Origin of the sequence: Microbacterium sp. P26 (assembly GCF_023712585.1) — a bacterium.
Lineage (GTDB): Bacteria > Actinomycetota > Actinomycetes > Actinomycetales > Microbacteriaceae > Microbacterium > Microbacterium algihabitans_A.
Window position 1 is genome coordinate 39,176 of sequence record NZ_JAMAXZ010000005.1, and the last position, 12,307, is coordinate 51,482.

The 12,307-nt window shown below is 68.3% G+C and carries 10 protein-coding genes; 3 read left to right on the forward strand and 7 right to left on the reverse strand.

Translation table 11 applies throughout. The annotated features are described in order from the left end of the window. Window positions 1-119: 119 nt before the first annotated feature. A complete protein-coding gene (rsmA, locus tag M3667_RS10895) occupies window positions 120-962 on the reverse strand; it encodes a 16S rRNA (adenine(1518)-N(6)/adenine(1519)-N(6))-dimethyltransferase RsmA (protein WP_251507972.1) in 843 nt (280 codons plus the stop codon). 66 nt (window positions 963-1,028) lie between these two features. Between rsmA and M3667_RS10900 the strand changes: the two genes are divergently transcribed. Beyond that, the gene (locus M3667_RS10900; RefSeq protein ID WP_230705441.1) at window positions 1,029-2,489 is read left to right on the forward strand and encodes a sugar porter family MFS transporter; all 1,461 of its coding nucleotides are present in this window, start codon (window positions 1,029-1,031) and stop codon (window positions 2,487-2,489) included. A gap of 649 nt (window positions 2,490-3,138) precedes the next feature. Here M3667_RS10900 and M3667_RS10905 read toward each other — a convergent pair. The 3 genes from M3667_RS10905 to rsmI all read right to left on the reverse strand — a co-directional run bounded on the left by M3667_RS10905 (window position 3,139) and on the right by rsmI (window position 6,714). Further along, the gene (locus tag M3667_RS10905) at window positions 3,139-4,029 is read right to left on the reverse strand and encodes a TatD family hydrolase (RefSeq protein ID WP_251508236.1); all 891 of its coding nucleotides are present in this window, start codon (window positions 4,027-4,029) and stop codon (window positions 3,139-3,141) included. Window positions 4,030-4,154: 125 nt separating this feature from the next. Next, a complete protein-coding gene (gene metG / locus M3667_RS10910) occupies window positions 4,155-5,729 on the reverse strand; it encodes a methionine--tRNA ligase (protein ID WP_251507973.1) in 1,575 nt (524 codons plus the stop codon). A gap of 166 nt (window positions 5,730-5,895) precedes the next feature. Beyond that, the gene (gene rsmI / locus M3667_RS10915) at window positions 5,896-6,714 is read right to left on the reverse strand and encodes a 16S rRNA (cytidine(1402)-2'-O)-methyltransferase (RefSeq protein ID WP_251507974.1); all 819 of its coding nucleotides are present in this window, start codon (window positions 6,712-6,714) and stop codon (window positions 5,896-5,898) included. Between the two features lie 23 nt (window positions 6,715-6,737). Here rsmI and M3667_RS10920 point away from each other — a divergent pair, with 23 nt between their 5' ends. Both M3667_RS10920 and M3667_RS10925 read left to right on the forward strand, forming a co-directional pair. After that, the gene (locus M3667_RS10920) at window positions 6,738-8,309 is read left to right on the forward strand and encodes a phospholipid carrier-dependent glycosyltransferase (protein ID WP_251507975.1); all 1,572 of its coding nucleotides are present in this window, start codon (window positions 6,738-6,740) and stop codon (window positions 8,307-8,309) included. A 102-nt stretch (window positions 8,310-8,411) separates the two neighbouring features. Then, window positions 8,412-9,173 carry an AAA family ATPase gene (locus M3667_RS10925; RefSeq protein WP_251507976.1) on the forward strand — a complete coding sequence of 254 codons (762 nt, stop codon included), beginning with the start codon at window positions 8,412-8,414 and terminating at the stop codon, window positions 9,171-9,173. 88 nt (window positions 9,174-9,261) lie between these two features. Here the strand turns inward: M3667_RS10925 and M3667_RS10930 are convergent, their stop codons facing one another. From M3667_RS10930 to M3667_RS10940, 3 genes are all read right to left on the reverse strand, one after another. Further along, entirely contained in the window at window positions 9,262-9,885 is a 624-nt protein-coding gene (locus M3667_RS10930) for a hypothetical protein (RefSeq protein WP_251507977.1), read from the reverse strand. Between the two features lie 651 nt (window positions 9,886-10,536). Then, a complete protein-coding gene (locus M3667_RS10935) occupies window positions 10,537-11,610 on the reverse strand; it encodes a hypothetical protein (RefSeq protein ID WP_251507978.1) in 1,074 nt (357 codons plus the stop codon). Between the two features lie 167 nt (window positions 11,611-11,777). Beyond that, on the reverse strand, window positions 11,778-12,239 hold the full coding sequence (locus M3667_RS10940) for a hypothetical protein (protein WP_251507979.1): 462 nt from the start codon (window positions 12,237-12,239) through the stop codon (window positions 11,778-11,780). Window positions 12,240-12,307 lie beyond the last annotated feature (68 nt).

The window sequence follows — 12,307 nt, forward strand, 5'->3', positions numbered from 1 at the left end:
AGCACAACCGCGGGCGTCGTCGACGACACGCCGCGCACCGGCCGGCGCCACACGGCGCGCCGCGGAACGCCCCGCCGTTGTGCACGCGTGGGCCGGATGCCGCGATCAGCGCAGAATCGTCAGGACGACGCGGCGATGCGGGCGTAGTCGTCGACCGTGAGCTGCTCGCCGCGAAGGGTCGGGTCGATTCCGGCCGCCTCCAGACGCACCGACGCCTCCGCAGCGGTGCCGCCGAGAACTCCCGACAGCGCCTGCCGGAGCATTTTGCGGCGCTGCTGGAACGCGGCATCCACGATCTGGAAAGTCCGCAGCCGGTGCTCTTCGGTGCCGCGGGGCTCCGCGTCGCGATCGAAGCCGACGAGCACGCTGTCGACGTTGGGTACCGGCCAGAAGACCTGACGCGACACGGTACCCGCGAGGCGCCACGAGCCGTACCAGGCGGCCTTGACGCTGGGTGCGCCGTACACCTTCGACCCGGGAGGGGCGGCCAGGCGCTCCCCCACCTCGGCCTGCACCATGACGACGCCGCGCTGCAGGTACGGGAAGCTCTCGAGGAAGTGCAGCAGCACCGGCACCGACACGTTGTACGGCAGGTTGGCGACCAGCACCTCGGGCTCGCCCGGCAGCTCGGTGACGCGCAGGGCGTCGGCGTCGATCACGGTGAGGCGATCGGCGGGCACGTCGTGGGCGGCGGCGGTGACGGGGAGGCGCTCGGCGAGGCGGTGGTCGATCTCGACGGCGACCACCGAGGCGCCCGTCTCGAGGATCGCCAGGGTGAGCGAACCGAGGCCCGGTCCGATCTCGACGACGCGGTCGGATGCCGTGACCCGGGCCGCGTGCACGATCTTGCGGACCGTGTTCGCGTCGACGACGAAGTTCTGCCCCAGCTTCTTGGTCGGGGTCACGTCGAGGTCGGCGGCGAGCCGACGGATCTCGGCGGCACCGAGGAGCGAAACGGGCATTGTTCCACTGTAGTCAGGGCTCCGCCAGAACCCTTGCTGCGAACGAGCCGGGAGTAGCGTGGTCTGGTGAGTCAAACGCAGTCGATCCCCGCCAACGCCTTCACCCTGCGGAGCCCGTACGGGCGACGAGCGATCGGGCTGTCCGTCGCCGCCGCCGTCGGCGGTTTCCTCTTCGGCTTCGACTCCTCCGTCATCAACGGCGCCGTCGACGCGGTCGACGGCAACTTCGAACTGGGACAGGTACTCACCGGTTTCGTCGTCGCGGTCGCCCTGCTGGGCTGCGCGGTGGGAGCCATCATCGCCGGCGCCCTCTCCGACCGCTGGGGCCGCCTGAAGGTCATGCTGCTCGGCGCCGTGCTGTTCTTCGTGTCGTCGATCGGTGCGGCGCTCACCTTCAGCGTGCCCGACCTGATCCTCTGGCGCGTGATGAGCGGCCTGGGCATCGGCATCGCCTCGGTGGTCGCTCCCGCGTACATCGCCGAGGTCGCGCCCCGCCAGATCCGCGGCTCGCTCGCGTCGCTGCAGCAGCTGGCCATCACGCTCGGTATCTTCGGCGCCCTGCTGTCCGACGCCCTGCTGGCCAACACCGCCGGCGGTGCGGCCAACCAGCTGTGGCTCGGCCTCGAGGCCTGGCGCTGGATGTTCCTGGTCGGCGTGATCCCCGCCGCCGTCTACGGCATCCTGTCGTTCACCGTCCCCGAGTCGCCGCGCTACCTGCTCGCCAAGGGCAAGCGCGACGAGGCCAAGGCGATCTTCGCGCGCCTGGTGCCGCCGGCCGATCTCGACAAGACGATGAACGAGCTGTCGAACACGATCGAAGCCGATCGAAAGAACAAGAACGTGTCGCTGCGCGGCCCCGTGCTGGGCCTGCAGGGCATCGTCTGGACCGGCATCCTTCTGTCGATGTTCCAGCAGTTCGTCGGCATCAACGTGATTTTCTACTACTCCACGACCCTCTGGAAGGCCGTCGGCTTCGACGAGAGCAATTCGCTGCTGATCTCGGTGATCACCTCGATCACCAACGTCGTGGTCACCTTCGTCGCGATCTTCCTCGTCGACCGCGTCGGCCGGAAGCCCATCCTGCTCACCGGCTCGATCCTGATGACCGTGTCGCTCGGAGCCATGGCCCTGTCGTTCGCGTTCGCGACCGGCTCGGGCCAGGACGTCTCGCTGCCCGCCCCCTGGGGCAGTGTCGCGCTCGTCGCGGCGAACGTGTTCGTCGTCGGCTTCGGCGCCTCGTGGGGTCCGCTGGTGTGGGTGCTGCTGGGCGAGATCTTCCCGAGCCGCATCCGCGGCAAGGCGCTCGGCGTCGCCGCCGGTGCGCAGTGGATCGCGAACTTCGCCATCACCGTGTCGTTCCCGGCGATGTCGAGCTGGTCGCTCCCGCTCACCTACGGCATGTACGCGCTGTTCGCCGGCCTGTCGTTCGTCTACGTGCTGCTGCGCATCCCCGAGACGAAGGGTATGGAGCTCGAGCAGACCGAGACGTTGTTCGTGCGCAAGCCGAAGGACAAGGCCAAGGCCTGATCCCGGATGCCAGATGGCCGGCGCCCCGCGGGGTGCCGGCCTTCGTCGTTCTCGGCGTCGTCTGCGCTCGCGTGATGTCCGCGATCCGCACAAACTCAGCCGCATCCGCGGCCGTCTGGCTGAGGATGTGCGAATCACTGAGCCCGCGCCGCGCCCGCGGCGGCGCACGCCGTCATAACCTCAGCGATCCGCGCAAACTCAGCGGCATCCGCGACCTGCGGACTGAAGATGCGCGAATCACTGAGCCTGCGTCACGCCAGCGGCACGCGCCGCCACAACCTCAGCAATCCGCACAAACTCAGCCGCATCCGCGACCTATGGGCTGAAGATGCGCGAATCACTGAGCCTGCGTCACGCCAGCGACGCGCGCCACCACAACCTCAGCAATCCACACAAACTCAGCCGCATCCGCGACCTATGGGCTGAAGATGCGCGAACCACTGAGCCTGCGTCACGCCAGCGGCACGCGCCGCCACAACCTCAGCAATCCACACAAACTCAGCCGCATCCGCGACCTATGGACTGAAGGTGCGCGAATCACTGAGCCCATGCGGCGCACGCCGTCACAACCTCCGCGATCCGCACAACCTCGGCGGCATCCGAGGCCTCGCGGCTGCAGATGCGCGAATCGCCGAGGATCCGCGCGCGCTCAATCCTCGAACGCGCCGTAGACCTCGAGCGTGTTCGCGGCGACCTGAGCGGCGAGCTCGTCGGCGTCCATCGCCCGTTCGGCCGCGAGGAAGCGCAGGGTCACCGGGATCAGGTACGGCGCGTTGGGCCGGCCGCGATACGGCACGGGGGTCAGGAACGGGGCATCGGTCTCGACCAGGATGCGGTCGAGAGGCGTCACCGCGAGCGCGTCGCGCAGGTTCTGCGCGTTCTTGAACGTGACGTTGCCGGCGAACGAGAGGTAGTAGCCGTGGTCAGCGGCGATGCGCGCCATGTCGGCGTCGCCCGAGAAGCAGTGGAAGACCGTCTTGTCGGGAGCGCCGACGCGCAGCAGGGTCTCGAGCACGGCGTCGTGGGCGTCGCGGTCGTGGATCTGCATCGCGATCCCGTGCTTCTTCGCCAGCGCGATGTGCGCCTCGAACGAGCGGATCTGGGCCGGGATGCCGTCGGAGTCGGTGCGGAAGAAGTCGAGCCCCGTCTCGCCGATGGCCCGCACCCGCGGCTCGGCGGCGAGTTCGTCGATGACGGCGATCGCGGCGTCCAACTCCCCCGCCTGCTCGTACGCGGGAGCCTCGTTGGGGTGGATCGCCACCGCCGCGAGCACGCGCGGGTGCGAGCGCGCAGCCCACGCCGACCAGCGCGAGGAGTCGATGTCGCCGCCCGCCTGCACGACCCCGTGCACACCGACGGCGAGAGCGCGATCGATCTGCTCGTTCAACGAGAGGCCGGTCTCGCCGTCTTCGATCTCGAGGTGCGTGTGGTTGTCGTAGACCGGGATGCCAAGGGGCTCAGGCGCCGGCGGATAACTGACATCGCGACGACCGTCGACCGAACGCTCGCGCACATACTGGCTCGGGTCGCCGTCGCCGATGGTGTCGCGGGGGCGCTCGACGGGGGTCGAGCCGGGGGCGGCGGCCCGGGCGGCGAACCCTTCGACAGGCTCAGGGACCGCCCGCGGGTCAGGGACCGCCGCCGCCGACTCGGAAGGCACCTGCGTCACGCCTGCTCGACGCGCGGGAAGAGCGGCGTGAGCGGAGTCACCGTGGCCCCCGCGGGCAGCTGCCCCCAGGTGCCCGCCTCGCGGATCGGCTGCTCGACGAGAGCGCCGAGGCCCTCGGCCGCGCCGAGCGCGACCCACAGCTTCGACGTCGACTCCGGCATGACCGGCGACAGCATCACCGCGAGGGCGCGCAGGCCGTCGGCCGCGGTGTACAGCACCGTGCCCAGGCGCTCACGCGTCGACTCGTCTTTGGCAAGTGCCCACGGCTCGTTCTCGGTGATGTAGCCGTTCAGCGCATCGACGATCGTCCAGATCGCCGCGATCGCCTCGTCGGTGCGGAAGCGCTCGATGGCGGCGTCGGCGGTGGTCGCGGCATCCGCCACGATCTTCTGGATCGTCAGATCGCCCTCGGTGTACGCGGCCGGGGCCGGCACGACGCCCTCGAAGTACTTCGAGATCATCGCGACCGTGCGCGACGCCAGGTTGCCGAAGCCATTGGCGAGCTCGGCCTGATAGCGCGCCGACAGGTCTTCCCACGAGAACGAGCCGTCTTGGCCGAACGCGATCGCCGAGAGGAAGTAGAACCGGTACGCGTCGGAGCCGAAGACGTCGGTGATCTCGGTGGGCGCGATGCCGGTGAGCTTCGACTTCGACATCTTCTCGCCGCCGACGAGCAGCCACCCGTGAGCGAAGACGCCGCGCGGCACGTCGAGGCCCGCGGCCATGAGCATGGCGGGCCAAATCACGGCGTGGAAGCGCAGGATGTCTTTGCCGACCACGTGGAACGCCGGCCAGCGGCGCTCGAACTCGGCGGGGTCGGTGCCGTAGCCCACGGCGGTGGCGTAGTTGAGCAGCGCGTCGACCCACACGTAGATCACGTGCGAGGGATCCCACGGAACCGTGATGCCCCAGTCGAACGCCGAACGCGAGATCGAGAGGTCTTTCAGACCGCTGCGCACGAACGACACGACCTCGTTGCGCGCCGACTCGGGGCGCACGAAGTCGGGCTCGGTCTTGTACAGCTCGAGCAGGCGGTCTTGGAACTCGCTGAGCTTGAAGAAGTAGTTCTTCTCTTGCAGCAGCTCGAGGGGCTTGGAGTGGATCGCGCAGACCTTGAGGCCCTCGAAGGGGCCGGTGCCGTCGACGATCTCGGCCTCGGGCTTGAACTCCTCGCAGCCGACGCAGTAGAGCGCCTCGTACTCGCCCGCGTAGATGTAGCCGCGGTCGAACAGGGCCTTCACGAACTGCTGCACGCGCTCTTCGTGGCGGGGCTGCGTGGTGCGGATGAAGTCGTCGTTGGCGACGTCGAGCGTCTCGAGCAGCGGAAACCACGACTCGGTGACGAGCTTGTCGACCCACTCCTGCGGGGTGACGCCGTTGGCGGCTGCGGCGCGGAGCATCTTCTGCCCGTGCTCGTCGGTGCCGGTCAGCATCCAGGTGTCATCGCCCGCCTGGCGATGCCAGCGGGCGAGCGTGTCGACGGCGACGGTCGTGTACCCGTGCCCGATGTGGGGCAGATCGCTGGGGTAGTAGATCGGCGTCGTGATGTAGAAGGATCGGCCGGAAGTCACCTGGAGATTCTACGGGGAGGCTCCGACACTCCCGCCGCGTGTGACGGGTGGGCCGGCGCCCCCGCGCGTGAGGAGTCAGAAACTGTCGCCGAGACGGGCGCCAGGCGACAACAACCGACCCCTCACGCGCGAAGACGCGCGGGCCCGCGAAAACGCGCAGAGACGCTCAGCGCTTGACGGCCAGCGCGGCCTGGTACAGCTCGCGCGAGGAGTGACCCGTCTGCGACGCCACCTCGGCGGCGGCCTCCTTGAGCCGCGTGCCGCCGCGCACGAGTTCGAGCACCTGGGTCACGGCATCCGGGAACGCGACCTCGCGCGCCGAGGCACCGCCGACGACGATCGCGATCTCTCCGCGCACGCCCTCGGCCGCCCATGCGGCGAGCTCGGCCAGGGTGCCGCGTTTGACCTCTTCGTAGAGCTTGGTGAGCTCGCGGCAGACGGCGGCGGGACGATCGGCGCCGAACGCGCTCACGAGATCTTCGAGGGTGGATGCCACGCGCGAGGGCGACTCGAAGAAGACGAGGGTCCGTTCCTCCGACGCCAGCTGCGCGAAGGCCTTGCGGCGATCCCCCGGCTTGCGGCGCGGGAAGCCCTCGAAGGCGAAGCGGTCGGTGGGGAGGCCCGCGACCGCGAGGGCGGTGACGACGGCGCTCGGCCCGGGGAGGGCCGTGACGGTGACGCCGGCGGCGGCCGCGGCGGCGACGAGGCCGAAGCCCGGGTCGCTGACGGTGGGCATGCCCGCGTCGCTCAGCACGAGCAGGTCGTCTTCGCGCGCGAGTTCGACGAGCTCGGCCGCGCGCTCCTTCTCATTGTGGTCGTGCAGGGCGATCAGGCGCGGACGGTTCTCGACCCCGAGGCCCGCGAGCAGTCGCTGCGTGGTGCGGGTGTCCTCTGCCGCGACGACCGTGGCGTTCTCGAGCGCCTCGACCAGGCGGCGCGACGCATCGCCCAGGTTGCCGATGGGGGTCGCCGCGAGGATGATCACCGTTCCACCTTAGGCTGGGGCACGTGACCACCGCCGTGCCTCCGCTGCTCCCCACGGTCGAGCAGACGCGCATTGACCGGTGGCGCGACGCGCTGCTCGCGAGCCCGCGCGGCTACCGCCTCTGGAGATGGCTCGCCCCCTTGCTCGTCACGGTCGTCGCGGCGGTGCTGCGCCTGATCGACATCGGTAATCCGCATCAGCTGGTGTTCGACGAGACCTACTACGTGAAGGACTCGTGGAGCCAGTGGGTGCTCGGCTACCCCTCCACCTGGGAGCCCGACGACACCGACACCCGCTTCGCGGCGGGCGACACCGACATCTTCACCGGGGTCGGCAGCTACGTCGTGCACCCGCCCCTGGGGCGCATCCTCATCGGCGCGGGCATGGCCTTGTTCGGGCCCGACTCCGCGACCGGCTGGCGCATCTCGGCCGCGGTCTTCGGCACCGCGACCGTGCTGCTGGTCTACCTCGTCGCGCGCACGCTCACGCGTTCGATCCCCTTCGCCACCGTGGCATCCGGTCTCATCGCGATCGACGGCCTCGGCATCGTGCTGAGCCGCATCGCGCTGCTCGACATCTTTCTCACGTTCTTTATCCTGCTGACGTTCTGGTTCGTCGCCCTCGACCGTCTGCGCACCGGTGATCGCCTCGCCGAGCTCGTCGCGAGGCGGGGCGAGCGGCCGATGTGGGGTCCGATCCTCTGGAACCGCCCGTGGCTGCTCGCCGCCGGCACCGCCGCGGGCGCTGCGACCGCCGTGAAGTGGTCGGGGCTGTACGTGCTCGCCGCGATCGGCGTCTACGCGGTCGTGACCGACGCGCTCGCCCGACGCCGCGCGGGTGTCGTGCAATGGCCGATGGATGCCGTGCGCCAGGGCCTCGCCTCGTTCGTGCTGCTCGTGCCCGTGGCGCTCGTGGTCTACCTCGCGAGCTGGTCGGGATGGCTCTTCACCAGCGGCGGATACATGCGCAGCACGCCGGTGGCGACGAGTCCGCTGTGGTCGTGGGTTCCCGAAGCGCTCCAACGGCTGTGGGCCTACCACGAGGCGATGTACGCCTTCCACGTGGGTCTCGTCACGCCGCACAGCTACGCGAGTCCCGCGTGGCAGTGGCCGCTGCTCATACGTCCGACCTCGATGTACTGGCATCAGGATGCCGCCGGTGTGAACGGCTGCACCCTGCCGACCGGCTGCACCGAGGCGATCTCGAGCCTGGCGAACCCGATCATCTGGTGGGCCGGGATCGCGGCATCCGTCTTCCTTTTCGTGCGCTTCGTGATGGTGCGCGACTGGCGCTACGCCCTGGTGCTGACGGGCCTGGCCGCCACCTACGTGCCGTGGTTGCTATACCCCGAGCGCACGATCTTCCAGTTCTACACGGTCGCGATGCTGCCCTTCGTCGTGATCGCCCTGACCTTCGCGCTGCGCGAGATCGCGAGCCCGGCGCGCGCGGCATCGCGGATGACCGGGCAGGTGGGGGTGCTCGTGTTCCTCGGGTTCTGCGTCGTCGTCTCGGCGTTCTGGTACCCCGTGTGGGCGGGGCTGCCGGTGCCGTACGAATTCTGGCGCCTGCACAACTGGCTGCCGACCTGGATCTGATGTCGGTGCAGACCCGGCGTGCGTGCGCAGATTGGATTCCGGTCGGCGTGGCAGACGCGCTTCACGTCTCGCGTCCGACCCGCATCCTCGAAAGATGGGGCCATGAGAAGCGCGGATGACTGGCTGCACGACCCGCGGCCCGTCCGGCGGGTCAAGCTCTTCTCCGACGCCGGCATCGACCCGGCGGCGTGGCCGGCGACCGTGCCTGCGGTGGCGCAGTTCCTCGAGGTGGCCGGCCGAGACGGCTGGGAGTTCGGCCCCGGCGTGACCTTTCTCGTCGGAGAGAACGGCTCGGGCAAGTCGACGCTCATCGAGGGGATCGCCGAAGCTGCGGGGCTCCCCGCCGAGGGCGGGTCGACCAACGGCGGCGGCGAGACGCGGCGCACCGAGAGTCCCCTCTCGGAGTGGTTGCGCATCGAGCGGAGTCCGCGGGCTCCGCGGTGGGGGTTCTTCCTGCGCGCCGAGACGATGCACGGCTACTACTCGTGGCGCGACGACCTGCCCGATGCCCCGTCGAGCCTGCACGAGATGAGCCACGGAGAGTCGTTCAACGCCCTGCTCGACGAGGTGCTCGACCACCCGCAGGACGTCTCTGGACTCGCGTGCCTCGATGAGCCCGAAGCCGCTTTGTCGTTCTCGTCGACCCTGCGCTGGCTCGCCTCCCTCGACCGCATGCGCTCGCGCGGCACCCAGGTAATCTGCGCGACCCACTCCCCCGTGCTCGCCGCCCTGCCGGGGGCGACGATCCTCGAGCTGGGCGACTGGGGCATCCGCGAGAGCGCGTGGGAAGACCTCGAGCTGGTGCGGTTGCACCGCGGGTTCTTGGATGCGCCGGGGCGGTATCTGCGGCACCTGCTGGAGTGAAGTGACGGGGACGGATGCCGCGGGAGCGGGCGATCACGCGAGCCCCTCGCGCCCCGTGGGGTCAAGCTGGTCTGGACTAGGTCGCGAGTCACTGCCCCTCTGAAGCCGAGCGCAAGTTGCTGCGGTGCCTCTCGGAAGAGGGCGCTCGGGCTTCCGGGCACTGCGCACGATCAGGTGAGGTCACTTCCGTCGGTGCGACGGTGTTTCGCACGCACCCGCCGCGGCGGAAGCCTCCAACCTGGCGCGCGATCCGCATCCGTGAGACGGAGGTTTCGACCTCCTTCCACTCGCCGGCGCCGCTGCTGACGGCCTGCGGCTCGGTCGGCACGCTGAGACCGCTGTCGCCCGACGCAGAACTCTTTGGCGGCATGGATCGCGAACGCCGTGCCGCTTCATTCGTCGCGCGCAGCAACTCCTCAAACTTCTCCCCAATGACCGGGGGCGTGACAGGCTCCACAGCTGAGGGATACGGCGTGGTCACGGGTGACGGGATGTCGAACGACCCTGCGGGCATCTGTGGCGGTGTGTACGGCTCGATCCCTGGATCGCCGGTCGAGGGAGGGGCCGAGCTTTCCTCACCGGCCGTCAGGGTGTGCCCCTGCAGCGAGGGGTAGGCCCACGTCGACGCCCCGGCCGACGGCCCATCCACCGTCACGCCGCCGGGCAGCGACAGCATCCACTCCGACGAGTCATCCGCCGACACCATCGCCACCGGACTATCCCCGGCACCGGCACACGGGTACCGCTTCGTTACCGCCGGCGCATCTCCCGCCGGAGTTACCTCGTCCTGTGCCCCATCGCGCCGTCTGCAACGGGTCAGACGGCTGCACCCGCGTGAACGACGCGCCGGCCGGCCGCCCAGGTGGATCCTCCCGCACGCCATGCGGCCGCATGACGCCGGCACGCGACGTTCCGCTAGGCGCCACAGCATGGCAACGCTTCGTGAAGGCGTTTGAGATATCGGCGCCGGGCGCCTCTAGTGGAGAACCATCTGTCCATCCCGGTTGGAGCTATTTTTCGAGCGATCTCCTCCGCTTCTGCGCCCCAGGTTTGCGCGAATTCATCCATGTCGATTCGAGGATCGCTCTCGCCACGCGACCACACTTCTGCCATCAGTTCGAGCACGACGCGAAGCCAAATCGACTTGTGCGTTCGTTCGTCGCAGCGGCTCTGATGAGTCCCATCGGACACCGAAGTTTTAACGAGCCCAAGCGCCCGCCCGATACACAGCGAGTCTCTCCAAACCTGCTCGCTTGCGCCGGGGTTCTTCACATGAACGGTCCTACCGAAAAGTGGTGTGAGCGAGACGCGCACGCCACTAGCCCATTCCTCCAGTTCAGAATCGACCAACCCGTTCGTCCTTTCAGTTGTACTTGTAGTAAGAATGCACGAGGCGTCCCCGTCCCACGACCCAGTTCTGAGTGCCAGCGCGGCCATTTATCTGCGCTCGAACACTCACGCTTAGGCCCCACGACCTAGTCGCTGCTACGCGGGCGGGTCGAATGGCACCCCGGCGAGTTATAGATGATGCCACCCAACCGCCGACCCGGTGGAAGCTGTCCCTCTTGAACGCCGCACTACCAGCTGGCACTGCCCGCGCCATCACACGAGCGGCAACGGAACGGATTCCAGTCGTAACGCCGCCGCCGGGCAGAGCCCCGGCCAAGGCGTTCACTGCGAGGCCGCCCGCACTGAAACGATCTGAGAACCCATCCCGAGCGACGTACGCAGCCGCGCCCGCTGCAACGCCGATCGCGACCGCGCCTGCCACCCCGCACACGACGCTTGCCGCACACGCCACGGCGCCCACGACACCGGCGAATATCGCCGCGCCTTCGAGAAAGCCGCGCCACTCCTCCGCGCTCCCGCTCAGGTCGTTCTCCCCGACCGGACCCGTCGGTGACACGTAGTCGTTGTCGACGCCGCCCTCGACCGGATCCACCTGCAAGAACCGACCCAACGTCGGCACATACAACCGGGCGCCCATCTCGACGATCAGCGTGTCTTCGGTCGCCTCCACCAGCTTCTGCGCACCCTGATGCCAGCCCAAGGTCTCATCGACCACCCCCGACGCATTCGCCGCAGCCGTGCCGATCGCCAGAGTCGCGGCATCCAACGGCTGACCGAACGGGTCGTACAGCTGCACCCCCGTCGACGTCGTCCCGTCCCCGGTCGTCAGGGTGTGACCCTGCAACGACGGGTACGCCCACGTCGACGCCCCCGCCGACGGCACATCCACCGTCACCCCACCGGGAAGCGACAACATCCACACCGACGACGCACCCGCCGACACCACCCCCACCGGGCTATACCCCGCACCGGCATACAGGTACCGCTTCGTCACCGCCGGCGCATCACCCGCCGGATCCACCGTGCGCGACACCACACGACCCGTCGCATCCCGCACCAACGACGTGCGCGAACCCTTGTAGGTCACCGGTCGACTTTTGTGCGAAGGGTAGGGAATCGTCTCGGCGACGGCGCGAGCAGCCCCAATACCGCCAGGGATCAAACCACAAGCGAACAGAGCAGCGTTGAAATCTGGCGAATCACTATCTCGCCGTCTGAGAGCTGCGACACGCATCGTGCGCGCCCGACGATCTTTCATCGCATCGATGGCTCGTTGAGATGTTCGGCGATAAGGGTCAACCGCTCACGTCCTCCGATCGTCGCGGGTAGCGATATTTCCCGCCCGCCATCGACGGGAACTTCGAGCATGTATGCGTTTGCGTTCAGAAAGCGGTTCACCGCGCTGTATCTATTCCAGAATCCCTCGTACAGCACGCACTGGAATCCATCGCCGCGCGACAGGTCGAATTCGTACTTTCGAAAGTGGGCCTGAAATGCTACCTTCGCCCCCGCCACACGCAGGCGCACTCGAAGCGAAAGCGCGAATGACACCATAGCAGGGAGCGTTATGACCGCCACGGCGAAGAGATCTGGCTTACTGTCGTAGGCAAACAGGGCGACTGTTAGTGCTACCCACACGCCGAGAAAATGAATGATACGACATACTCGACCCACATATGGCACAGCCTTGCTCGGCTCATCACTCTGTAAGATCAATACATCCCCCTATTCACAGGTCTTGAACCCCTACTCGGAGCCGACGCCACTAGGACGCTCTTGATGGC